This window comes from Calothrix anomala FACHB-343 (genome assembly GCF_014696435.1).
Classification (GTDB): Bacteria; Cyanobacteriota; Cyanobacteriia; order Cyanobacteriales; family Nostocaceae; genus Aulosira; species Aulosira anomala_A.
Window position 1 is genome coordinate 111939 of record NZ_JACJQG010000013.1, and the last position, 25248, is coordinate 137186.

The 25248-nt window shown below is 41.8% G+C and carries 14 protein-coding genes and 1 pseudogene; 11 read left to right on the forward strand and 4 right to left on the reverse strand.

Translation table 11 applies throughout. From position 1 onward, the window contains the following. Nucleotides 1-27: 27 nt before the first annotated feature. Nucleotides 28-4338 carry a PAS domain-containing protein gene (locus tag H6G08_RS09765; protein ID WP_190541034.1) on the reverse strand — a complete coding sequence of 1437 codons (4311 nt, stop codon included), beginning with the start codon at nucleotides 4336-4338 and terminating at the stop codon, nucleotides 28-30. A gap of 1140 nt (nucleotides 4339-5478) precedes the next feature. Here H6G08_RS09765 and H6G08_RS09770 point away from each other — a divergent pair. The 4 genes and pseudogenes from H6G08_RS09770 to H6G08_RS09785 all read left to right on the forward strand — a co-directional run bounded on the left by H6G08_RS09770 (nucleotide 5479) and on the right by H6G08_RS09785 (nucleotide 9789). Continuing rightward, nucleotides 5479-6750, forward strand: a pseudogene (locus H6G08_RS09770) (RNA-guided endonuclease InsQ/TnpB family protein). A 152-nt stretch (nucleotides 6751-6902) separates the two neighbouring features. Then, nucleotides 6903-8576 (forward strand): alpha/beta hydrolase, encoded by a 1674-nt coding sequence (locus H6G08_RS09775; protein ID WP_190541037.1) that lies wholly within the window; start codon nucleotides 6903-6905, stop codon nucleotides 8574-8576. A 707-nt stretch (nucleotides 8577-9283) separates the two neighbouring features. After that, entirely contained in the window at nucleotides 9284-9508 is a 225-nt protein-coding gene (locus H6G08_RS09780; RefSeq protein WP_190541040.1) for a hypothetical protein, read from the forward strand. Next, a complete protein-coding gene (locus tag H6G08_RS09785) occupies nucleotides 9505-9789 on the forward strand; it encodes a type II toxin-antitoxin system RelE/ParE family toxin (protein ID WP_190541043.1) in 285 nt (94 codons plus the stop codon). Before H6G08_RS09780 ends, H6G08_RS09785 begins: the two co-directional genes overlap by 4 nt. 14 nt (nucleotides 9790-9803) lie before the next feature. Here H6G08_RS09785 and H6G08_RS09790 read toward each other — a convergent pair whose 3' ends face one another. After that, nucleotides 9804-10379, reverse strand: a complete 576-nt coding sequence (locus H6G08_RS09790) for a hypothetical protein (RefSeq protein ID WP_190541046.1) — start codon at nucleotides 10377-10379, stop codon at nucleotides 9804-9806. A gap of 557 nt (nucleotides 10380-10936) precedes the next feature. Between H6G08_RS09790 and H6G08_RS09795 the strand changes: the two genes are divergently transcribed. The 3 genes from H6G08_RS09795 to H6G08_RS38510 all read left to right on the forward strand — a co-directional run bounded on the left by H6G08_RS09795 (nucleotide 10937) and on the right by H6G08_RS38510 (nucleotide 15350). Continuing rightward, nucleotides 10937-11821 (forward strand): SDR family NAD(P)-dependent oxidoreductase, encoded by an 885-nt coding sequence (locus H6G08_RS09795; protein WP_190541049.1) that lies wholly within the window; start codon nucleotides 10937-10939, stop codon nucleotides 11819-11821. Between the two features lie 320 nt (nucleotides 11822-12141). Beyond that, nucleotides 12142-13641, forward strand: a complete 1500-nt coding sequence (locus tag H6G08_RS09800) for a polysaccharide deacetylase family protein (protein WP_190541124.1) — start codon at nucleotides 12142-12144, stop codon at nucleotides 13639-13641. A 218-nt stretch (nucleotides 13642-13859) separates the two neighbouring features. Then, the gene (locus H6G08_RS38510) at nucleotides 13860-15350 is read left to right on the forward strand and encodes a DUF2808 domain-containing protein (RefSeq protein ID WP_313941701.1); all 1491 of its coding nucleotides are present in this window, start codon (nucleotides 13860-13862) and stop codon (nucleotides 15348-15350) included. A 66-nt stretch (nucleotides 15351-15416) separates the two neighbouring features. On the opposite strand, the gene H6G08_RS09810 is transcribed toward H6G08_RS38510, so the two are convergent. Beyond that, nucleotides 15417-16778 carry a sensor histidine kinase gene (locus H6G08_RS09810; protein ID WP_190541052.1) on the reverse strand — a complete coding sequence of 454 codons (1362 nt, stop codon included), beginning with the start codon at nucleotides 16776-16778 and terminating at the stop codon, nucleotides 15417-15419. Nucleotides 16779-17284: 506 nt separating this feature from the next. On the opposite strand from H6G08_RS09810, the gene H6G08_RS09815 reads away from it, so the two are divergent. The 4 genes from H6G08_RS09815 (at nucleotide 17285) to H6G08_RS09830 (ending at nucleotide 22888) form a co-directional block, all read left to right on the forward strand. After that, complete coding sequence (locus H6G08_RS09815; RefSeq protein WP_190541054.1) at nucleotides 17285-18340, forward strand: permease; 1056 nt, start codon at nucleotides 17285-17287, stop codon at nucleotides 18338-18340. A 139-nt stretch (nucleotides 18341-18479) separates the two neighbouring features. After that, on the forward strand, nucleotides 18480-19250 hold the full coding sequence (locus tag H6G08_RS09820; RefSeq protein WP_190541057.1) for a TIGR03943 family putative permease subunit: 771 nt from the start codon (nucleotides 18480-18482) through the stop codon (nucleotides 19248-19250). A gap of 74 nt (nucleotides 19251-19324) precedes the next feature. Beyond that, entirely contained in the window at nucleotides 19325-20818 is a 1494-nt protein-coding gene (locus tag H6G08_RS09825; protein WP_190541060.1) for a TolB family protein, read from the forward strand. 531 nt (nucleotides 20819-21349) lie between these two features. Beyond that, entirely contained in the window at nucleotides 21350-22888 is a 1539-nt protein-coding gene (locus H6G08_RS09830; protein WP_190541064.1) for a hypothetical protein, read from the forward strand. A gap of 212 nt (nucleotides 22889-23100) precedes the next feature. On the opposite strand, the gene H6G08_RS09835 is transcribed toward H6G08_RS09830, so the two are convergent. Then, complete coding sequence (locus H6G08_RS09835) at nucleotides 23101-25200, reverse strand: NAD(P)/FAD-dependent oxidoreductase (RefSeq protein WP_190541067.1); 2100 nt, start codon at nucleotides 25198-25200, stop codon at nucleotides 23101-23103. Between the last annotated feature and the right edge of the window lie 48 nt (nucleotides 25201-25248).

A 25248-nucleotide genomic window follows, 5' to 3' on the forward strand; every position in this document is an offset into this window, starting at 1 on the left:
TTTTGAATTTTGAATTTTGAATTGGTATTACTTATTTTTTGTTAGTGCGATAACCGCTTGAACTAATTTTTCTGGATCTAATGGCTTGGTGAGGTGTCTGTGATAACCACTGTTTAAGGCGCGTTGGTAATCGTCAACTCTGGCATAGGCAGTAAGTGCGATCGCGGGAATTTGTCCGCCTTTTTTGGGTGGTAAGGCGCGAATTTGTTGAATTAAGGTATAACCATCAACTTCCGGCATCCCAATATCACTAATTAAGATATCTGCTGGGAAAAACTCTAGGGTTGCTAGAACTTCCGCCGCAGTGGTAACTGTGACAACTTCTGCACCATGTTGGGTAAGTAATACTGTTAAAAACTCACGGGCATCGGTGTCATCATCGACTGCCAAGATGCGAATTCCTGATAAATCGAGTTTTTGGGCGAAAAAATCCTCTGTTGGCTGAATTTCTGGGACTAAATTGAGTAGGGGTAACTGGACTGTGAAAGTCGCGCCTAAGCCGATACCTGGACTATCAGCCGCGATCGCTCCACCATGTGCTTCTACTAACTGCCGGACTATAGCTAATCCTAGTCCTAATCCGCCATATTTGCGAGTGATGGAAGCATCTTCCTGGCGGAAGGATTCAAACAGATGGGGTAGAAAATCCGGGCTGATGCCTTTACCTGTATCTTTAACAATAATTTCTGCGCGATCGCTTACTTTTTGCAGTTTAATATCTACACGCCCACCATTAGGGGTGAATTTAATCGCATTAGACAGCAAATTCCAAATAATTTGTTGTAAGCGGGCAGCATCTCCTGGTACTTGCCCAATATTCGGTAATACCGGATGAATTGTAATAGATTTAGCTATGGCTGCTGTCTTTACTGTATCGATGGCAGCCGTAATAATAAAAGATAAATTCACCGATGTGAGATTTAGGCTGAGTTTGCCACGGAGAATTTTGGCAACATCGAGCAAATCGTCAATTAGCTGGGTTTGTAATTTAACGTTGCGTTCAATTGTCGCTAAGGCTTCAACAGTTTTGCTTTCATCTAACTTCCGCGATTGCAATAACTTTGTCCAGCCGAGAATCGGGTTGAGGGGCGATCGCAATTCATGGGAAAGTACGGCGAGAAATTCATCTTTGATGCGGTTGGCACGTTCGGCGGCTTCTCTGGCGGCTTGTTCTTGTTGTAGTAGCTTCTCTCGTTGGGCTTCGGCGCATTTTTGCTCGGTAATATCTAATACCGTACCAATGAAACGTAAGGGATGACCTGCGGCATCAAAATAGGTTTGCCCTTTGGCTCTGATCCAACGTTCAATGCCATCATTAATCCCGATTGTCCGATATTCCACATCATATTGACCACCAGTGGCTGGGTTAAAGGCAGCTTGGACTATTTGTTCTAAGCGATCGCGATCGTCGGGATGCAGCCCAGCAAAAAATACTTCTAAGCTGGTTTCGGCTTCTGGTGGTAAACCAAACATAGCTTTACAGCCGACATCCCAAATTAGTTGATTAGTGCTGATGTTCAAATCCCAAGTACCTAATTGGGCAGATTCAATCGCCATGCGCAGACGATCTTCGCTTTGACGCAGGGCGGCTTCTGATTGTTTGCGATCGGTAATATCAGCCAAGACACCAGGAAAGGCGATCGCTTTACCGTTGGCGTCATATTCTACCCTTCCCCTAGCAATTACCCAGCGTTCTTGTTGCTCGGCGTTGATGATGCGGTATTCAACTACATAATCTTCTCGATAGGCGATGGCGCGTTTGATGGCGGCGCTGACTAGCGGTAAATCTTCTGGATGAATGGCGTTGATAAATTGCTCAATTGGTAAGCCAGCCGCCGCACTTTCTGGATCGACGCCAAATAGATGGGCAGAACTGCGATCGGTGATGACGCGATTATCGGGGATATGCCAACGCCAAGTGTAAATTAACCCTGCTGCTAAAGCGGCTTCTAGTTGAATGTGAACTTCTTGCAGGGCGAGTTCGGCATGTTTGCGATCGGTAATATCCACAGCCGCACAGGTAATACCCACAATATTATTTTGAGCATCGCGGATGGGGTCGATGGTTAAATCGTGGTAAGCAGTTTGCCGATCTTTTATTAGCTTGACTTCTTGCCGTAAACTTACACCTGTATCTAGCACCTGCTGCTTTAGCTGGGTAAGGTAAGCAGCTGTTTCTGGCGAGAGTAAATCTTGATCTTGTTTACCAATAACTTCCGCCACAGCAAAATCAAATGAGGGGTTGTAAATCCAGGTATAGCGGAGGTTGAGATCTTGGTTAAACAAGGTAATGGGCGTACTTTTTAAAGCCAGATTGAGTCTTTCTGTAGTTTGTTTCAGAGCAATTTCAGTTTCTCGTAAATCGGTAATGTCAGTATTGGTACCAAACCAGCGCAAAACTTTACCCTGTTCATCAAGGACGGGAATCGCACGGGAGAGAAACCAGCGATACTCTCCATTTTGGCTGCGTAAAAGAAAGGTATCTTCCCAGCTTTCCCCTGTTTCCATTGAATGACGGAATTTTTTAACTACCCGTTCCTTATGTTGTGGGTGATGCACTTTTTGCCAACCCCAACCAAGCATTTCTTGGGGGGTTGTACCTGTATAGTCATACCAGCGTTTGTTGTACCAAAAAATCGCTCCCGTTTCGTCTGCCATCCAAGCAAACTGAGAAATGTTATCTGCTAAAGTGCGGAAGCGAGCTTCGCTTTCTGCTAGTTCCTGTTGAGCCAAGGTGAGATTGGTGATATCCATCACCGCTACCCCTACCCCGATCGCTTCTCCACTGGGTAAACACACAGGATAGTGATTGGCGATGGTATGCCTAAATACACCGGGTCTGACCTCACCCCTGAACTCCAGATTCAGGACTGGCTGTTGAGTTTCCATTACATTGAACAGTAAGGGAGCAAAATCAGGTGCCATTTGCGGCACAATATCCCATAAAGTTTTTCCTATATGCTCGCTTAAGGGTAAGCCATTGATTTTCGCTAGGGCTTCGTTACCATAAAGGAAGCGTAACTCCCGATCAAATAAAACTAAAACTGTCGGAGAAGCGGCAATAAATGCTTGAAGGATAGCTTCGCTCCGCTCGTGATTTGCAATCTCATTGAGCAGTTGTTTTTCTAACTGCTTTTGATGGTCAATATCAGTAATTGTACCAATCCAACCTGTAATTTGACCTTGGCTGTCTTTTGTGGGAATGCCGCGACAGATGAACCAATGATACACCCCATCAACCCGGCGAATGCGATATTCAATTTCAAAGGGCTGGCCGTTGGCTACTGACTGACTCCACTTTTCCAAAGTGCGATCGCGTTCTTGGGGATGAACTTGATCAACCCCCGCCACTCCCATTGACTCGGCTGGACTCAAGCCAGTGTAATCATACCAGCGTTGATTCCAGTAATTCACTGCTCCGCTAGCATCGGCTGTCCACACCATTTGCGGCATAGCTTCCGCCAATTCTTGATAGCGTTGTTGGCTGGTTTTGAGTGCGGCTGCGGTTTGGTGACGTTCGGTAATATCGACAAAAGCACCAATACAACCCCGGATTTGCTGCTGTTCATCGCGCAAGGGAGTTGCATAAGCTAATATCTGGCAGACTGTACCATCAGCTAGCAGAATCTCAAATTCAGCATCACGCACATCTACACCCAATCTGGCGGCTATTTGCATTGGTAACTCTGCTGCTGGTACTTCCTTTCCATCGCGGAAAGTGCGGTAGGAAGGTTGTTCCTGTGGTGGTGAGCTTTTTGAGACGTTCCTACTAGGTTCAACGCCAAGTAATTGGCGCAGATAAGCATTACTGTGCATTTGCAAACAGTCAGGATCGGTGGCGATCGCAATTCCTATAGGTATAATCTCGAACAGGGTTTGCAGTTCCACCACTCGATTTGCCAAATCCCGATTTAATTGTTGAATTACCGCCTCAGCCTGTTTTTGCTGGGTTAAGTCTATGGCGATCGCATTTCTCACTGCTTGGCGTAAATCTTCCGGCGTCATTCTTTCTTTGACTAAATAATCCACCGCCCCATGTTTTAAAGCCCGCACTGCGATATCTGCATCGTCACGATCAATCACCACAATCGGCGGACAGCAATTGCCCATTTGGGCTTGCAATTGTTGAATCGCCGCACAACTTTCAGAATCGGGTGAGGAAAGAGCTAAAACAATGGCGTCAACAGATGGCGATCGCAACAGTAGATCAATTTGATGGCTATATTTCTCTTGAATAATTCTGTATGCAAAACTCCCATCTTGCTGTAGTTGATGCTCATAATCGCGATCGCTTTCCTCTGCATCAACAATTACCATCACAGTCCGATGAGTTGACATACTTATTCACCTAAATCCCATAGTTGATCAAAAATTGTCGCCATTGCTTTCCCGGTTTTGCGGCAGAGTAATTTAGTTATTTTTTATAGCTCCCCTAATTCTGCCAAATAGCTTGATGATTAGCATGTCATTGCGGATGCAATACTGCTCGGTTAAGGAAAATTGTAGGTTGGGTTGAGGCTCTGCGAAACCCAACAGAGCTAACCAAATGTTGGGTTTCGTTCCTCAAACGCCACTTGCTACCCTGCGGGAACGCCTCCGGCGAACAAGCCGGGAAACCCGTCCAACGCAGTGGCTCCCCAACATACGCGGGTTAAGGTTTTTGAGCTTAACCGAGCAGTATTGATTGCGGATGATATCTGTTCTTGATCCCGCCATCGTGCTTGATCAAATGCCACATTTCCCGAATCAGCTTGCTAGTTGGCAATTCCTTAAATTTTAGAGCTACTTTTTGAGTTTTACAGTTCAATTTAGAATACATTTGTTTTTAATTACCTATTGCTTTGGATTCTATAGCAGATGCTATGGGCGATCAAATCTCTCTCAGGATATAAGGAATTTTAAATTTTTTGTGCAACATTCCTACCTGTTTAACAAAGAATGATTTGCTCGACGCCGAAAAAATTGCCGAATTTATACCAATTTAAATATTGTTTGCAATATATAAACTTCGTCCATGTTGAAACCTGGAGCGGGACGGAAAGCCCCCTACTACCAGCAGGGAGCAAGATGCTCCCACTACCCATGAAAAACTATGGTTCTCAAAATAGATATGGTTTAAAGTAATATTTGCCGCAGCCAAAAGTAACTATTAAAAGTATATGTAGGGTGGGCAATACATAGCAAAGGCATTTCCAGAAATAGTATGAGCCTCTGTGGTCTGCTGAAAAAAATCTGTAGGCGACGAAAATCGGGTTTATATAGGCAGAATTAATCCTAGCTGCACGCTGAACAATCACAATATTTAAATAACCAAAATTACGAAGCTGGCATACCTAACTTCGTTAAGAAATTGAGTATATTTTGTAGCGGAAATCATTTCCGAGTGTTATCGAAAAAATGGGTTTAAAACCCCGTACTTCTGGGACGTATTTATGTATTTTGTGTTAACATAAAGATGTGGTTAATTGGTCGATACCCATGATTGTTTACGAGTTTAAAGTCAAAGGTAAAGACAAGCAATATCAAGCAATAGATGAGGCTATCCGCACATCACAATTCATCCAAAACAAATGCTTGCGCTATTGGATGGATAACGAAAAAGTAGGAAGATATGACCTCAATAAATACTGTGCTGTATTAGCTGCTGAGTTCATGATTGCTGATGAATTAAACTCGATGGCTAGACAATCTGCGGCTGAACGTTCTTGGAGTGCAATAGCTCGATTTTACGATAACTGTAAGAAGAAGGTTAAGGGTAAAAAGGGTTTTCCGAAGTTTAAGAAAAACTGCCGTTCGGTTGAGTACAAGTCAACTGGATGGAAGCTTTCTGATACCAGGAAAGCCATAACCTTTTCAGACAAGAAAGGTATTGGAACCCTCAAGCTAAAAGGAACCTATGACCTTAATTACTATGACATCAAGCAAATTAAGCGTGTGCGGTTAGTGCGTCGTGCAGATGGGTATTATGCCCAATTCGCAATTGATATCGATGTCAGGATAGAAAGTCAACCAACCAATCAGGTAGTTGGTATTGACTTGGGGTTAAAGTATTTCATTGCCGACAATAAAGGTAATGTAGAACCATCACCCCAGTTCTACCGTAAATCGGAGAAACAGCTAAACCGAGCCAATCGTAAGAAGTCTAAAAAGTTCAGTCAGCAGAAGAAAAAAGCGCGCGCAAGGCAATCAAACAATTACCACAAAGCTAGAAATAGATATGCCCGGAAACATTTAAGGGTAAGTAGGCAACGAAAAGAGTATTGCAAGAGACTGGCATACTCCGTCATCCAATCTAACGATTTGGTAGTCTATGAAGATTTAAATGTCAAAGGGCTGGTAAAAAATCGACATCTAGCTAAATCAATTTCTGATGCTGGTTGGTACACTTTCCGCAGTTGGTTAGAGTATTTTGGTCACAAATATGGGAAGGTGACTGTTGCCGTGCCACCCCACAATACAAGCCAGAACTGCTCTAATTGTGGCAAGAAGGTGAAAAAATCTCTGTCCACCAGGACTCATGTTTGTCTTCATTGCGGATATACCGAAGACAGGGACATCAATGCAGCAATCAACATTTTGAGATTAGGACTCAGTACCGTGGGGCACACGGGAACTTACGCTACAGGAGATTTGCCACGCCACTTGCTTTAAGCCGGGGAACCCGTCCAACGCAGTGGCTCCTCTTGGGCGATTGGTGTAAACCTGTCGTCTAATGGCGAGTCGTTGAATGTAGAATCCCCGCCCTTATAGGGCGGTGGAGTGTCAAATATCCTATGAGAGATATGTGCAGAAATAGCTCCTTTGATATATCTAGATAAGCCAATAGGAAAGCGGTAAACATCCCGCCCCGTTTTCCTCACCGTCCAAATTTGTGTGGAAGGGTTAAATAGCGGGTTTTACTGATGAAAAAATTCCTAAAATACCTCAGTTTAGGTATATTATCAACAATTTTGACAGCAACACCAGGATTAGGCGCTGAACGCATTAGTTTTTTTTACCCTCCTTTTGGAGAATTTTCTTTATCGGCTGAATCTTTGGAAAAATTTGCTAAAGAAGGCAAAATCAATAGTGAATTAGCATTTTATGCCAGCCGTGCTACTCCCGAACAACTGGCACAATTAAGACAACTACTGCAACAAAAATTTGATATCAGTCCAGTTTTAGTGTCTCAGTTTACCTACTCACCTTTAGGTGAGGCGGTGGTGCGGCGTTTAGGAGAATTACTACTTACCGACTCTCGCCAAAATGGTTTTTATGCGATTCGTGCAGCTTTAATTCTCTCTGCTGCTTCACCAGAAGGGTTAAATGTGGTCAATTTGTTGCGTAAATACCCTAGCGACAGTTTGCGGTTGAATTTTTCTGAGGGATTACAGGTAGTTAATAGCTTGGTAGAGTTGGGTAGAGCTAAGGATCAAATTGTGGCCTTGATCAAACAACAAACGATCGCCCAAACTAATAATGCCACAGTTGACTTTGCCCAACAGCCAGATTTGCGATCGCCTGGGAATTTACCCTTTCAAATCACCAACCTCAAACTTAACGATAATTCCCGCAATCGCACTCTCCCAGTAGATATTTATTTACCCCAAGCATCAGCAGCTGCTACAGGAAATATTCAACCGCCCTTTCCCTTGGTTGTAATTTCTCATGGTGTTGCTTCCGATCGTTATGCTTTTATATATTTAGCTGAACATTTAGCATCTCATGGATTTGCCGTTGCTGTCTTAGAACATCCTGGTAGTAACGCCGAACGCTTTCAGTTATACTTTGCCGGTTTAGCAGGGCCACCAGAAGCCCAAGAATTTCTTAACCGACCTTTAGATGTTAAATTCGTACTCGATCAACTCCAGCAATTAGATAAAACCAATCCCAATCTTCGAGGTAAAATCAACTTCCAGCAAATCGGCGCAATTGGTCATTCCTTCGGCGGTTATACTGTCATGGCTTTAGCTGGAGGTAAAATTAACTTTGATAAACTGCGCGAAGATTGCAATCCTAATCGCACCTTGAATGTATCAGTATTTTTGCAATGTCGCGCTTTTGAGTTACCTGTCGCCAATTATCCCCTGCAAGACGATCGCATTAAAGCTGTAATGGCGATTAATCCAATTGATAGTTCCGTCTTAGGCGAAGCAGGCGTCAGTCAAATTAAAGTCCCAACCATGCTAGTAGCTGGTAGCGAAGATATCTTTGCCCCACCCATAGCAGAACAGATTTATCCCTTTACTTGGTTACCTAATCCCAATAAATACTTAGTCGTTATTGAAAACGCTACACATTTTAGCGCGATCGCCGAACCTACAGCTAATAATAATGTCTTACCCGTACCAGAGGCGTTACTAGGGCCAAATCGTGCGCCAGCTTATTCTTATATCAAAGCTTTAAGCCTAGCTTTCCTAGAAACCCATCTTTTAAACCGCAGCGAATCCCGCACCTACTTGCAGCCAGCTTATGCTCAATATATTAGTCAAAGTCCACTTAATCTCAGCCTTATACAATCTTTAACCCCAGAACAGTTAAAACAAGCACTCAACGGCTTAGATCCCCAACCAACCACACCAGCACCCAAGCCCTAATACCGTTTCACTTTAAGTTTGATACAAATAGATTGCAGGGGGCAGGGAGCAGGGGGCAGGGGGCAGGGGGAAAGAATTAAAAACCATTGGATTTGTATCAAGATTTTCGTGAAATGGTATAAACGCCATCCATGACTGATGACCGAAAATAAGTTTGGTTTAAACCAAACTTAATTTGACATCAGCATTTGTTTAAATGACCGGAGCATTCATAAGTTTAGTTAAAGCAAACTTAATTTGACATCAGCATTTGTTTAAATGACTGGAGCATTCATAAGTTTAGTTAAAGCAAACTTAATTTGACATCAGCATTTGTTTAAATGACTGGAGCATTCATAAGTTTAATTAAACCAAACTTAATTTGACATCAGCATTTGTTGAAATGACTGGAGCATTTGTAAGTTTGGTTTAGACCAAATTTAGTTTGACATCAGCATTTGTAAGTTTGATAGCAGCACCAGTAGTTAAAACAAGCACTCAATGGCATGGCTTAGATCCCCAACCAACTGCACCAGCACCGAAGTCTATGCCGAGTCCATAGCCGTGAAATTGGGGAACAGGAAGACAAGGGGGACAAGTTGCGGGTTCCCAAGGCAATTGGGCGGCTTTGCACACACTTGGTTTAGTTCATCAAAGTATCCGTCCGTAGATAACAAGGAAGTTGAAAGCTATTCTTTATAATGACATTTAGACTATGTTATTTATCTATGTCTCAACTCCCTACTTTGCAAGCAATTATTGAGTCTGTGGAAGCTCTCTCTGAAGACGAGCAAGATATATTATTTGACTTGATTTACAAACGCCGCATTGCTAAACGCCGCCAAGAAATTGCTCAGAACGCTAAGGTAACAATGGAAGCCGTCAGTAATGGCACTGCTCAGAGAAGTACCGCCACTGAACTGATGGCTAGTGTATTTGGGGATGAGGAATGAGGGCGTTAATTTTCGATGAAAGTTTTCGCCGTGCCCTGAAACGCCGTTGTAAAAATCGTCCTCAACTTCAAGCCAAAGTTTTCACAACTCTAAGTCTGCTTGAGATTGATCCATTTTCCCCTAGCCTCAAAACCCACAAGCTGCAAGGCGAACTGAAAGATCTCTGGTCTTGCGCTGTGGAATATGACTTTCGGATTGTCTTTTATTTTCAAAAGTTTGAGGATATGGAAGAAGAGGCAATTGTCTTAGTTGATGTAGGTACCCATGATGAAGTCTACTAAATCTATTTACCCTCCTATTTATGGATTCCTAGATAAAACTGAAAATACGCACCCCAGTAAAATAAATTCACAGCTAATAATAGACCTTTACTGAAGTGCGATCGCATATTAGGAAATAGATAAATACTGGCGATTAATACTAAACAAATCTCTACGAAAGCGACGATCCCCCCGTAATGTCGGCGATCCCAGTAGGAAATGGGGCTAATAAAACGATAATCGCTCAACGGAAAAAAGTGCCGATGGGCGTCATCATGATGCACTGGTAAATCTAAAATTGAGTGCAATACCATACTGATAAACCCCATTTCTACAACTTGCCAATTTAAAAAATGGGCAATTATTACCCCGATTAATGCTAAAGGGATCGAGTGAAAAGTACTAATAATATTTTGCCAAAACGGCTGATAGTAAACTTCTGACCAAATTTGCTGTGACGGTAAACGATAGACAAACTTCATCAAGAAGTAGAACAAAAATATTGGCACATCAGGCAAGATGGCACCGATGAAAATCGCGTGGCTTGCTTGATTGCGGATGTTTTGGCTGAAAACTACCAGATTGAGAATCGCATGGCTAGGAGTATTCATCACTGAAATTTAGTGAATTTGCTGACGACAATCGCTAATGGAATGTTTCCAAAAATTGATGTACGGTTAATATTTAAGCGATCGCGCAAATTGTAACAAATTTAGCTAAATCGCTGATTTTCTAGTATTAATGCCAGCAGTTTCTACTGATTGTCAGGAAATTTTTATATTATTTACCCAGTATTAATAAAAACTTATCCCCAAAATTTCGCCTATATATATACTATTTGTAAACAAGTATTAAGAAATGCTTATTAATAAATGTTGCCATAACTTGATGAAATTGTTAACGTGTGTATGACAGCGTTCTGGTTAATGCTTGGATTAAGGAGATTAAAAAACCTATGAGCTATATCCATGCAGCCAATTGTGCAAAGTCGTAATTGTCAAACACCAAGAGAGAGATTTCTGCAGTTGGGAGGCTGACTATAAGGGATTTGTAGATTAACTCAGAAATTTCTCCTATCAAAGTTTTGATGTCAATAAACATAACTAAATCGTCTTACCCTCCGGATGCGAGAACGCGGTAAGACTAAAGATTTTGGAGGTAAAAACTCATGAAGATTCAAGGTAAGGTAGCCCTGATTACCGGGGCTTCCCGTGGAATTGGGCGGGCGATCGCACTCGAATTAGCCCAACAAGGTATCAAGCGCGTGATACTATTGGCACGCGATCGCCAAAAATTAGCCGCAGTCGCCGAAGAAATCGAAGCTATCGGCGCAGCAACCACCATCGTACCCATCGATTTAACCCAAGCGATTGAAGTAAATATCGCTGTAGCTCAACTATGGCGCGATTGCGGGGCAATTCATCTACTAATTAATTGTGCCGGAGTCGCTTACCAAACTCCATTTCTCCAATCGAAACTTCCTCAAGTTCAAGAAGAAATCTCCCTCAATTTATTAGGGATGTACAACCTCACCAGCCTGGTAGCGCGACGCATGGCGAACCACAGACAAGGAACAATTGTCAACGTCTCCAGCTTGATGGGGAAAATTGCTGCACCCACAATGGCGACTTATTCCGCCACCAAATTCGCCATTTTAGGATTTACTCAAGCCTTGCGCCAAGAACTAGCACCTTACAACATTCAAGTGCAAGCATTATTACCTTCCCTCACCGATACAGACATGGTGCGCGGCTTTCAGTTATTTCGCTGGGTAATCCCCATGACACCCCAAGAAGTCGCCCAAACCTTTGTCGCAGGCTTGCAGAGAGACTCACCAGAAATTTTGGTAGGATGGCAAAGTCATCTCGCTGTATGGTGTCAACGCCTGACACCTTGGTTACTAGAACCAATTTTACAAATCGCAACACCGCCAGCCTTCAAACCCAAACAGCCGCAAAATATCCTGAGTGCGATCGCGCAAAAACTCAGCCTAATTACCAGAGAATTACTCATATCCCGAAACATGGTATCTTTCGTCTCCGCCCGCAAGTAACATAAGTAGGGGCACAACAAAGCTATTCTGCTTTTAAGTTGCACAATCTATCGTCAAGGCTGTTGACCGTTGACCGTTGACCGTTGACCGTTGACAGTCAACAACCCTTATTAATATGCAATTCAGATCCGCATTAGCCTATGTTGTGCCCAAAATATCTCTCTTCTCTCTGTGTACTCTGCGCCTCTGCGGTTCAATCAATTATTTTTCAACCGCAGAGAACGCAGAGAACGCAGAGGAAAACATATTTTCTCCTCTTGGCGCTCTTGGCGTCTTGGCGGTTAAATAATCAAACCAACCTCATTGCGGAGCCACCAGAAATGCTGAAATTACCCGATAATCTCCCCATTATCCCCGAAATCATCGATGGACTCCCCAATATTTCTGGTTGGGAAACAGAGGTTCTTTCCGTAGTCAACCACAACTCACCCGTATTTTTACCAAAAACCAACCTGAGTTTAGATAATATTCAGTCCGGATTTGCGATCGCCTTACACATGCACCAGCCAACCATCCCTGCTGGCTATGATGGCGGACTAATCAGCAATCTGCAATATATGTTTGAACATCAAGGTGAAGGCGATAACCACAACGCCGCACCTTTTGCCTATTGTTACAGCCGTATGGGCGATTTTATCCCCGAACTCGTCCATCAAGGTTGCAATCCCCGCGTCATGTTGGATTACTCTGGCAATCTGTTTTGGGGACTCAGACAAATGGGACGCAATGATATTATCAATAATCTCAAACGCATCACTTGCGATCCCACCTATCAACCTTATGTAGAGTGGTTGGGGACAATGTGGAGTCATGCTGTAATTCCATCCACACCCATAGCAGATATTAAATTACAAATTTTGGCATGGCAGCAACACTTCGCTGCAATTTTTGGTTGGGAAGCATTAGCGCGAGTCAAAGGCTTTTCTCCCCCAGAAATGCACCTACCAAATCATCCCGATACTTTATTTGCATTTGTCAAAGCACTGAAAGAATGTGGCTATAAATGGCTATTAGTTCAAGAACATTCTGTAGAAACTATTAACGGACAACCGCTAAGTTATAAACATTTACCACATCGTTTAATTGCGCGTAATTCTCAAGGCGAAACTATTAGTATTACTGCCTTAATTAAAACTCAAGGTTCAGATACTAAATTAGTCGGTCAGATGCAACCTTATTATGAAGCCAAAACTCTAAATAAACAACAATTAGGAGATGTATTAGTACCGCCAATTGTCAGCCAAATCGGCGATGGTGAAAATGGCGGCGTCATGATGAATGAATTTCCCAGTGCTTTTAAACAAGCTTGGGGGGATATGGTAAATCATGGCGGAGGTAAAACAGGTGTCGTAGGATTTTGTGGTACAGAATATTTAGAATTAATTGAAGCGTCTGGCTGTAAACCAGAAGAATATACAGCTTGTCAGCCAGTCGGACAACATTATATTTGGGAGCGAGTCGCATCAGATAATATCCAACCTGAAGGCGTTGAAAATGCCATTTTTGAATTAAAACAAACTAATCCTAATTTCCACATGGATGGAGCTTCATGGACTAATCATATTAGTTGGATTAAGGGTTATGAAAATGTTTTGTCTCCTATGTATGAATTAAGTAGTTTATTTCACGATAAAGTCGATACGTTATTAGTTGATTCTACAACTGCACCATCTTTAACTCAACAAGATAATTATCGCCAGTTACTATTAGATAATCTTCTCTTACAAACTAGTTGTTTTCGTTATTGGGGACAGGGTACTTGGACTGATTACGCCAAAGAAATTTATCGTCGTGGTGAAATTTTGTTAGATAAATTGTAAATGTTCCTAACTGTAGGGGTGGGGTTGACTTGCGCTGATGATTTATACTTTTGTTAAACGCAAAGGTACGCTAAGGTTAACGCATTCGCCGTTAGGCGTTCCCGCAGGGTAGGTACGCAGAGTTTTTGAGGAGTTTAGGATTTTTGCTAAAGGTATATTGGTATGATTAAGGGTAAAATCACCAAATTTACTTTTAATCTTCAGAAAGAAATAACATTATGTTCAGGCAAAGGTGGCTGACTGGTTTAGGAATAACGGTACTACTATTACCATTAGTTGGCATTCACATAGGCGAAAAATATCTTAATATTTCTGCGTTAGCTACTGCAACAGCAGTTAAGATACCAAAAATTACAAGTAATTTAACAAATATTAATCAACATTTACTGCTGAATTACAAGCAGGAAAATTTAATTGCACAAAAAGATTCTAATATTCAACGCCAATATCGTACAGCATTGGTTATCGGTAATTCTAATTATAAATTAGCGACGGAATTAAGTAACCCTATCAATGATGCAACTGCGATCGCTAATTCACTGAAGCAGTTAGGATTTGATGTCACCCTGTTAAAGGATGCAGATTTGCGACAAATGGAACAGTCTATTGAAGATTTTAATCGCAAGTTGCGTCAGGGCGGAACAGGACTATTTTATTTTGCGGGACATGGAACACAAGTAGATGGCGAAAATTATTTAATTCCTATAGATGCGCGTTTAGAACGAGAACAAGATGTGCGATATGAAACTTTACCTTTGGGCAAAGTTCTTAATATTATGGAAGATGCCGCTAATGATGTAAATATTATTATTTTAGATGCTTGTCGTAATAATCCCTTTGGCAGAAAATGGCGTTCTGTTCAAGGAGGTTTAGCCGCACCAACCCAAAGTGTTAAAGGTACTTTAATTGCTTATGCAACATCACCGGGTAAAGTTGCTTTAGATGGCAGAGGTAGCAATAGTCCTTATACTACAGCTTTGTTACAACACATTAAAACACCTAATTTAGATGTGGAGCAAATGTTTAAGCAAGTCCGCGCAGATGTGGTAAAAGAAACTAAAGGTAAACAAACACCTTGGGAATCTTCTTCGCTGATTGGGAACTTTGCTTTTAATATTAAAGCTGATAATAGTAATCCTAATAATAACGTCGCTACTACAGTTACTCAACCTTCACCAGTTCCTTCCGAGACACCACCAGTTACTAAAACGATACCAACTCCATCACCAATTAATTCTCAATCACCAATTAATTCTCAAAAAATTAGCTATTTTACCAAACCACCTAGTTTAGTAAGAACTACAACTACCTACAATCGCATTAACGAATCAGCCGCAGTTTATTACTTTACAATTAACTTACCGGATAATGCTGGTGAGCCATTGGAAAAAATTACGATCCAACAAAAGCAAGGTGTAGATTCAGTTCGCTTTAACTTAGATAAGAGTTTTGCTTATGAAGGTACATATTCCCAAGAAGGACAAAAGTTTGCCTTAAAAGATATTAGCAGCGATCGAAAAACGCAAACTGTAACGCTTATTTTTAATCCCCCAATAGCACCTGGTAAAAATATTACTGTAGCTTTAAAACCCGTACAAAATCCTCAAGTTAGCGGGGTTTATATGTTCGGAGTGACAGCATTTCCTCAAGGCGAAAAATCTCACGGGCAGTTTCTCGGTTATGGGAGATTACATATTTATCCTATATAGTTTGTCATTTGTCATTGGTCATTTGTCATTTGTCATGAATTTAGGGTAATAATTTATTTAAGAGATTTATGAAAGTAAAGGTAATAATATTTCAAATTCTGTACCTTTGCCTAGTTGCGATCGCAAATTTAATTTACCACCATGTTTAGCTGTAATAATCCGATAGCTGACAGCTAAACTAGTGGCTTTATCGGCTCTTTTTTCCATTGAAAATGATTCAATAATTTGCTTTTGTAATTGCGAAGACATACCAGGGCCATTATCAGCAATACAAATCGAAACCCAGCGCGAATCAGGCGCTTCTGACTTAGTTGCGGCTTGAGAAATAATTTTTGTAGTAATTTCTATGCGCGGCTTATGCTGATTACTATTGTTGTCCGGTTGTAACTGATTGCGGACAATTTCGTTTAATAAATTATCAATAGATTCAGTAAACAAATTCATCAAAACTTGGCTAAGTTGCCCCATAAAGCAATAAACTGGAGGTAGGTGACCATAGTTTTTAATTATCTCAATCTCACCTTGAATGCGGCTATTAATTAATAAAACAATACTATCTAAACAGGCGTGTAAATCCCCTGGCTTGGGGTAAACTTCGTCAATATGACAGAAATTTTGCAAACTAGTGACGAGTTTTTTTAATCTTTCTGCTCCCGTGCGGATACTAGCTAATGATTTGGATAAATCTTCTGCTAAAAAATCAAATTCAATTTCTTCTTTGAGATAAGTAATATAATTGGAATTTGGCGAACATTCTTGGTCGTAAGCTGCTATGAGTTTGAGTAAATCTTGACTGTAGTTAGAGACATAAGTTAAGTTACCCCAAATAAAACTTACAGGATCTAAAATTTCATGGGCGACGCCATCAACTAACCGTCCTAAACTTGCCATTTTATCATTTTGGATCATTTGAGTTTGGCTGCGTTCATAGCGCACTTGCGTTTCGATCCCGCGAATTTGCCAAGATACAAGATTTAATTCGGAAATATCTAATAACTTATAACTATCAGGTGCAGTTTCTACCACCACAGGTTCAGCCACAAGTTCAGGCGATCGCCTCAAGGTCAGTTGCATTGCTGTTAAAATTGGCGTTGTCTGCGGTAGTTGCAAAATCGATGTTTTGGCATAGCTATAGAGCATACTCAATGGTTCGTGGAAAAACAACTCCTTTCCATAGGGACGAATCCAAAATTCTAGCAACCGTCGCCGTGAAATCATCCCGATGTATTTTCCCTGTTCTCGTAAAATTGCACCAGGGAGTAAAGGATATTTCTCAAAAATCCGCGCCACTTCCATAGCTGTACAGCTAATTTCCACTTGAAAGTCATACATTGACAGTTCTTCGAGAGTAGAATCTAAACCGAGATCGCGATCGCTACCCTGAGATAAAACTGGTGGTGATATTTGGGAACTGGAATCTTGTGACACGGGAAACTCGAAATTGTATAAAAACTAGCAAATGAGTAAACTATCATTCTAGCCCCTGCTCATCTTAGTTCAATAGCTAGCTTGAGCTATCGACAATTAGCGCTACATAAACTAATGTGTTAAATCTTTACTCAATCACAAGATTTAGTGGTAAAAGTTGCCAAAAACCAACATTCTGCGGCATCAGTGGCTAGTCCTATTCTCAAATGTTTAAAAATATGAACCAAATCTGATTCTTTATAGTACAGTAGGTGCTTACCTAGATAATTGGAACCATTTATGAAGCTAGATATTCTTAACAATCATACTAGTCAGTAAATCTACCCAAGTAAACATAACTATATTTGAGTAGCTATGGTTTTTTTGGGTGAAAGCGCTAATATAAATCCCATATCTAGTTTTGGTCAAAATGAGCTTAAATTGTCCTTATCTGCATTTGATCCCCATTCCGATAAAATGACTAGGCATAACTTAAAAACTCCAAACCGCTTTTGACTGCGACACACATGAATCAACTGAACAATGGTTTTACGCTATTTCTAAGTCTGCTAGTCGAGGCGATACCTTTTCTGCTTCTGGGAGTGTTATTCTCCAGCGTGCTGCTGTTTTTTGTAGATGAGCGCAAACTGGTAGAAAAAATGCCCAGAAATCCACTACTGGGAGCTTTGGTAGGTAGCACAATCGGCTTTTTGTTTCCGGTGTGTGAGTGCGGTAATGTGCCGGTAGCGCGGCGATTACTAATGCAAGGAGTACCCACACCAGTAGCAATTGGTTTTTTGCTAGCAGCACCAACAATTAACCCAATTGTAATTTGGTCAACATGGACAGCGTTTCGCGATCAGCCAGAAATAGTAGTATTGCGCGTAGTCTTTTCTTTAGCGATCGCTACAACTGTCGGTTTTATTTTCAGCTTTCAAAAAGATTTGAGTCCAATTGTTCAACCAGCGCTCGCCCGTTACCTCAAGTTTAATCCACCAGCACCGCCAGAAACTACACGCCGGGGGCGACGTTCGCCAACACAACAAAACACCCCAAATTCTGGTTTATTGAAATCTGGAACTTATATTCTCGGAGGTAGATCCGGGGGAGCAACCAGAATTGATAATAATTTAATCTCCTCAACTACTCCATCATCTCCCAGCCAAAAACCCCTCCCCGATAAACTGCGGTTAGTAGTAGATAACATTGTGCAGGAATTACGGGAATTAGGCGCAGTCATGGTTTTAGGAAGTGCGATCGCTGCAGCTATTCAAGTACTAGCACCCAGAGAATTAATCTTAAGTCTAGGTGCAGGCCCCATTAGCTCAATTGTTGCCATGCTGGTATTAGCAGCAGTAGTATCAATTTGTTCAACAGTTGATTCCTTTTTCGCCCTATCTTTTGCTTCTACTTTTACCAGTGGTTCCTTATTAGCTTTCCTCGTTTTTGGCCCCATGATTGACATCAAAGGCGTAGGTTTGATGTTATCTATTTTCAAAGCCAAAGCTTTATTTTATTTATTCGCCCTAGCAGCATTATTAACTTTCTTATTCACCTTGTTTTTGAATTTGCATGTCATGTAAATCAATTAGTCAAAAGTCCATAGTCCATAGTCCATAGTCCATAGTTAATAGCCCAATGATAAATGAGCCTTGACAATTGACTTTTGACCATTGACTTTTGACCATTGACCATTGATTTTTGAGCATTGACTATTTACCCATGAAATCTAAATCTAAATCTAAACTTAGCAATCGCTTTGCACCTTGGCTGGATATCTTAGCAATTACAGCTTGGGGAATTTTAATCTTAAAATATTGGGTTACAGGTAAGCTGAATTTGTTAATTCACCCCGATTATTTTGGATTAGCAATTGCTGGCGCTATTGGCTTGCTATTTATCGGTTTTTTTAAGGCTCAAGAAGTGTTGCGACGGCGGCGTCAAGATGATGTTAGCAACCCCATGCATATTAATGTATTTCCCCCTGGTTGGGGTGCGACTTTGTTATTAATTGCAGCGATTTTAGGTTTCATCATTACACCGCAAGTTTTCGCCAGTGATAAAGCACTCCAGCGTGGTGTCACCATTGATTCCTTGGGAAGTTCGCGCCTCAAACCCCAAGCTTTTCGCACAACAGTGCGCCCAGAAGAGCGATCGCTTGTAGACTGGGTACGCACCCTGAATGTTTATCCCGAACCAGATTCATATACAGGACAAAAAGTCAAGGTACAAGGATTTGTGATTCAGCCGCCAGAGTTAGGCAAAGAATATATTTTCTTAGCCAGATTCGTTTTAAGTTGTTGTGCTGCGGATGCCTATCCCGTAGGTTTACCCGTCAAACTCCAAGCAGAACAAGAACGCTATGCAGCAGATACCTGGCTAGAAATCGAAGGACAAATGATCACAGAAACACTTTCGGGAAAACGCCAACTTACCATCGCTGCTAGTTCATTGAAAAAGATTCCCCAGCCTAAAAATCCTTATGACTATTAGTCAAGAGTCCAAAGTCCAAAGTCTATTGACTCTTGACCATTGACCATTGACCATTGACTCTTGACAACTAACAAATGACCAATTCCAAATCATTTATTCAACCACTAGATCGAGTAGCGATCGCCTTTATGCTAGTTCTGAGTTTACTAATAGGTTTACTCATCTGGCAAGGTGATGGCGTCAAACCGCGAGTCCGCAGCTTTACCTGGGAAAATCAGCAAATAGGCTCAGAAGATTTATCTTTTTCTTTGACTTTTAGCCGCCCAATGGAACCGAAAAGCGTCGAGGATAACTTGAAAATCGATCCACCCCTAGCAGGAAAAATTAGTTGGGCTGGAAGGCGGATGGTATATACTCTTTTGACACCAGCCCCCTACGGTACAAATTATAAAGTCCAATTAGACACAGCCCAAGATAAATTTTCGCAAAAACAAGGTATAAATAGCGGAATTCAGCCGTTTAGGGGAAACTTCAAGACACGCGATCGCGCCATTGTTTATATAGGCGTAAATCCCGAAGAAAGAGGACAATTAATTCTCTATAACTTAACCCAAGAACAAAAAAAAGTACTGACTCCCAAAGATTTAATTATCATGGATTTTGAGCCATTTCCCGATGGTGATAAAATAGTTTTTTCGGCTCGCACTAATAAAAATCCAGACTTACTTTCTGCTGAGTTATACACAGTTAGTACAGGTATTTCTAACAACCCCGAAACAAAGCCACAAACAGCAGGTAAAGTTAACCGCATTTTAGATAGTAAAGAATATCAAAACCTCAAATTTGACTTATCCCCAGATGGTCAAACCATAGTTATTCAGCGTGGCAAAAGATCCAATCCGGGCGAATTTGGTTTGTGGGTAATGCCATCAACTAGCAATAAATCTGACGAAAAACCCACCGCTAAACCCCTCAAAAGCCAGCCAGGGGGAGACTTTATGATTACACCAGACAGTAAAGCCGTGGCAATTGCCCAAGGACAAGGAGCCGCAATTGTCTCTCTAGAAGGAGATAGTAATAGACCTTTAGATTTTCTGCCACAGTTTGGTTTAGTTCAAGCTTTCTCCAAAGATGGCTCCCAAGCCGCAATGGTCAAATTTAATACAGATTACACCCGTGATTTATTTTTAGTCACCAACCAAGGCGTTCAAAAACCCTTATTAAAAACCACAGGTTCAATTCTTAACTGTCAATTTGATCCAGCTTCACCTACTCTTTACTGCTTGTTAACACAATTAGTCTCTAAAGAAGAATACATAGAACAGCCTTATTTAGTCGCCATCGATTTGAAGACAGCAAAACAGAAACCATTGCTACTATTACCCGTGGAACAGCGAAATGTCCAAATGAGCCTATCGCCAGATGGTTTAGGCTTATTATTTGACCAAGTAGTAGCCCAGCCACTCAATGCACCATCCACCAACGCCTTAAAAACTGACGATGGAGCAGAGATTAGTACTAGCAGTTTATGGTTAATGCCCCTACTACCCATCGCCGACACCACTACAGCCCAAATTAAGCCAGAGAAGCTACCCCTAGATGGATTTGCCCCATATTGGTTACCGTGAGGCAACAAGGACAAGGGAGACAATCAATTCAAAATTCAAAATTCAAAATTCAAAATTAAGAATTGTATTTGACTTTTGCCCAATGCCCCATGCCCCATAACATTTGTCCTACCACTTGCGTCTGAGGGTAGGGTGTTTGCTAAATTAGATACAGTGCTAACGCTTCCCTTGTGATGAGTTTTCGCTGATAACTTACTACCAAAAACTAGTTAATTAAAATCAAGCAGGAACGCGCCTGTAACCCGCATCTACAATAGATTACGCCCTGATCCGCATATTGGCGGAGAATAACTTCATAATGTTATAACGTCATCAGTTATAGATGCAAAATGGGGAATACTTAATCAATGATTAACTACTCATCCTGGAGGAGGGCTACCCTTGGTTTATAGAGTGACTCTCCCCACGGCTCAAACCAGGGGCTTGTCAGGTTTCCCCAAGCAACTTGCGTCAAACCCGATTCGGACACTGTCGATAAGCAATGCTAACGCCAGCACTGCTGAACATTCTTAAGCAGGTGGGTCAAGAGTGATGAATGAAGCTGAACCCTCAAATAATGGGGCTTTTGTTGAATCCTTAAATTCTGCTAATTCGCCACAAGTGGAGCAGGCGAGTTGTCCGTTTTATTCTGTTGTCCCCCATGAGAATGTGGTAATTCGACAATTACCACTTCTTCAGCCAGCAAAAGACGAACAGCCCGAAATTCAAGTCCCGGATGTCCCTGAAGATGCAACCAAGCCGGACTGGGTAGCTGAACCGGATTTAGACAAACAAGTATTAATAGATTCTGAATTTCAGAAACTGTTGACATTGAATTCAGAATTGCGTGCTGCTAATGATGGTTTGTACGAGGAAATAGAAAAGCTGCAAAAGGAATTATCTGAGTCGGATAAGGTGATACAGTGGCAGAAAAGACGAGCTAGCGTCACTGAGTCCATGCTCAACCAACAAACTCAGGAACTCACCGCCGCCCAAGAACAAATCAAATCCTTATTCCAAGAATTAGAAACTGCTGCGCAAAATGTTCAGCGCCAAGAACTTTGCATTGAAACCTATAAAGCACAGCTACAAATTAGTCAACAACGTCTCGCCCAATTAGAACGGGAATGTTCCCTGCTGCAAACTAACTACAGCGAACAATCTCAGCAGCTATTACAATCAGAAAATTCCTGTCGCGAATTGCGTACCAGGCTGATGCGGCAACAACGCCAGACTCTACAATTCAAAGCAGCTCTAGAAAAGTGTTTAGAGAATCCTGTTCCTGGTGATGATTCTTTAGATGATGCTGCAACACCTAAGCGGGAGAAAAACACCAAGCAATCCAGATTTGCTAAAAAAGCTCGGTCTTTGTTTCCCAATGCACAGCCAATTAAGCCTTGGTCAGCAGAATCAGATGCTTTAACTGATAATTTAGATAGTTCTTGGAAAGAATCAGCTTCAACTCCTGCTACTCCATCTTCCCCTTGGGATTGGTCAGACAAAAAAGAACAGCTAAAATCAGCAACATCAGATAATGCTTTAAATTCATCCCCCATAATTGACGATGCTACGGCTACACCAGAAGCCGTTTCAAATATGGGAACTGCGAACATTGATGAGCAAATCGATCATCTCATGCAAATGTTCTTTAACGCCAAACCAGCAGCGTCATCTGCGACACAGAAGATAGACAAAGATTTAGATAGCAATCAAGCTGATGTATCTATTTGGGATACTTCTGCCACTACTATTACTGATGATGAGCCAGCAGAAACCTTACCAGACAGCAATACGCCTATTAGTTGGGTAGTAAATAATGCTTCGGCATCAGCTAATAATTTACCAGTATCTCCGACTGCGGCGATTGCACAAACAAGCGAGCCAGCAGACAATGAAGACTATTGGTCAGACATTGCCCAAGTGAATCAAGTGAACTTGTCTTTGTCAGATATAGCAACAGAAGTATCTGGTAACTCTACTATCGACGATAAATCACCTTCACCAGTAGTTTATCCCAAACGACCACCAAAGGGGCGTAAGTCTTTAGCGTCTGTAGAGTTACCAAATTTTCGGCAGCAGAAGAGTCAGTAGTCAATAGTCAATAGTCAATAGTCAATAGTCAATAGTCAATAGTCAATAGTCAATAGTCAATAGTCAATAGTCAATAGTCAATAGTCAATAGTCAATAGTCAATAGTCATTGGTTCATCACTGAGAATTTTCTGACAACTGACAACCGACAACTAACAACTGACAACTGACAACTGACAACTGACAATTGTACAGACAAGGGTTATCGCGTCTCTAATTCAAAATTTGCGCTTCTGAGTTTTGCATTGTTTCTTGTGGGTTGGTGTTGGTTACTTGATTGGGCGATCGCGGTTTGCCTGTGATGATAGCGTAGTTAATGGCTAATAGTCTTAACCACAATGCGGGATAGCGGGGTTCTAGCCAAGGTTCTATTTGATTGAGAAAATGCTCAAACCAGCCATTTAGCAATGCACTCACTAGGGCATAACGACCAAAGTTAAGATAATTACTTACCCATCTGAGTAAATCTTTAGGCCCTGCTAGTTCCCAAATCCACAATAATAAGGCTGGGTTTTTCCTTGCGGCTTTAATGGCGAGGCGATTAAAGGTGAACCAGTCGCAACGGTCTTTAATGAAATTATCGGCGACTTCTAGGGGTTCGTCGGCTAATAGCCCAAAGAAGGTATTCAACATGGCGTTGATTCTTTGGGGTGGTAAAAATTTACCTGTGGGTACCATCATTCCTTTGGAAAATAGCCAGGTGATAGATACATTACTTTGGTAGGCGCGAATTTGGTTGAGGTGGCGGAAACTTAAGAGATTATGCTTGAGGGCGATATCTAAAAGTTTGGTGAGGCGTTCTAGGTTGCGTACCAAAGAACCAAAGCCAGTAAATACCAAGGGTGACTGTAGGGATGCGGCATCACCGATCGCAATTAATCTATCAAAAGCTACGGTGCGATCGCTACTGCTAACACTAAAATGTCCGGGAATATAGCCAAAGGTGGGTTTTTTCCACACCAATTTATCTACATCACAGCGCCGATATTCCGGCAAAATCGTGAAAAAGTCCTCGTACATCTCTAACAAGGAACCGGGATTTTGGGGATTGACTTCGTGGTAATGAAACAAATAAATTGTTAATTCTTCGCCAATTCCGGGGAATAATTCCCAAATTAGTTGCCTTCCACGCGAAATATCGCCGTGGCTATAAAGCACGTCGCCATACTGGGAATCCCAAACTTGGGGGGCAAATCCCTTGTCTATTACCGCCCCTACTGTTGGACAGACGCTATCAAAGGCGCGACCGCCATTTAATTGCCAAGCAATCGGGGAAGCTGTACCCATCGCATCTACTAGCAACCTCCCGGTGACTCGCTTCTGTGTTTGACTGGGTAAATGCTTGACATTCAATTCAACTTGTGATATATAAATATCTGCGCCCAAAAACTCTGTTTCATCCCAGATTTCGCCACCTGCGGCACGGAGCTTTTGCCCGCACATTTGCAGCCATCTATCGGAGTCAAGGGCGATATTTAGCACTGTGGGAGTATGTAAAACAGGCGATCGCAATTTCACCGGATTGTTGGCATCGAAAAATTTATTGAACCCGTCCTTATATTCCCGTGCAATTACGGTTTCTAGCTCGCTACTGGTTACCAAACCGAGATTAATTAAGCTTTGCAGTTCATCACGAGAAATATTCCATTCCCGGTTCATCCGGCCGAAAGGCATTCGCTCAATCAGTAGAACCTTATAGCCTAATTTCGCCATCACTGCGGCATGAATGGCTCCTAATGCGCCACCTATATAGATTATGTCGTAGGTGGGGGATGAGGGGGATTTATCTTCCCTGTTGTGGGAAAAAACAACTTGACGGGGTTTTTGAGGATTGCGTACACCCTCGCGCCATCGTTGCTCCCACCAATAAGCCCTGGTTAAATCGTATTCCCCATTGGGCATTTTCTGGAAATACTTTACCGTTTGGGGGTAATAGGGTGCTAAAGCCGCAAATATTGATTGTTGGGATAAATCAATAGCTGGGGGTTCAGGATATTTATAAGGAAAGCTGTTTCTGATATCCGTAGTCAGGCGTTGTAAAATTTGTCCTTCTTGGGGAAAGGGCTGATTTCCCCAACGGAACACTTTTACATAGGTAGTACGCTGCACTGACCAAACAAATATGGAAAGTTCTCTCGGTAAATTTTCGGAAATAGCGACCTCAGCTTTTGTAGTTTCAGCAGTTACTCTGAGGCGAAATCCGTCAGGAGTGATTATTTTTTCACCAATCCCCGGTTGAAAATCTGCTTGTAGCCAACTGCAAACAGATTGTGTCTCTGAGGTCGGAACTTCTAAATAAAGTAATTCTTTCATTGTTTTCTGACATCTCCGTTAAATCTACTCACTAAGACAGATTTCAAG

Bases quoted from the DNA above. Each gene is read 5' to 3' on its own strand.
- H6G08_RS09785 (WP_190541043.1), top strand. From the start codon at position 9,505: ATGAGGGCGTTAATTTTCGATGAAAGTTTTCGCCGTGCCCTGAAACGC.
- H6G08_RS09800 (WP_190541124.1), top strand. From the start codon at position 12,142: ATGCTGAAATTACCCGATAATCTCCCCATTATCCCCGAAATCATCGAT.
- H6G08_RS09830 (WP_190541064.1), top strand. From the start codon at position 21,350: ATGAATGAAGCTGAACCCTCAAATAATGGGGCTTTTGTTGAATCCTTA.
- H6G08_RS09775 (WP_190541037.1), top strand. From the start codon at position 6,903: ATGAAAAAATTCCTAAAATACCTCAGTTTAGGTATATTATCAACAATT.
- H6G08_RS09780 (WP_190541040.1), top strand. From the start codon at position 9,284: ATGTCTCAACTCCCTACTTTGCAAGCAATTATTGAGTCTGTGGAAGCT.
- H6G08_RS09820 (WP_190541057.1), top strand. From the start codon at position 18,480: ATGAAATCTAAATCTAAATCTAAACTTAGCAATCGCTTTGCACCTTGG.
- H6G08_RS09835 (WP_190541067.1), bottom strand. From the start codon at position 25,200: ATGAAAGAATTACTTTATTTAGAAGTTCCGACCTCAGAGACACAATCT.
- H6G08_RS09815 (WP_190541054.1), top strand. From the start codon at position 17,285: ATGAATCAACTGAACAATGGTTTTACGCTATTTCTAAGTCTGCTAGTC.
- H6G08_RS09825 (WP_190541060.1), top strand. From the start codon at position 19,325: ATGACCAATTCCAAATCATTTATTCAACCACTAGATCGAGTAGCGATC.
- H6G08_RS09795 (WP_190541049.1), top strand. From the start codon at position 10,937: ATGAAGATTCAAGGTAAGGTAGCCCTGATTACCGGGGCTTCCCGTGGA.
- H6G08_RS09790 (WP_190541046.1), bottom strand. From the start codon at position 10,379: ATGAATACTCCTAGCCATGCGATTCTCAATCTGGTAGTTTTCAGCCAA.
- H6G08_RS38510 (WP_313941701.1), top strand. From the start codon at position 13,860: ATGTTCAGGCAAAGGTGGCTGACTGGTTTAGGAATAACGGTACTACTA.
- H6G08_RS09765 (WP_190541034.1), bottom strand. From the start codon at position 4,338: ATGTCAACTCATCGGACTGTGATGGTAATTGTTGATGCAGAGGAAAGC.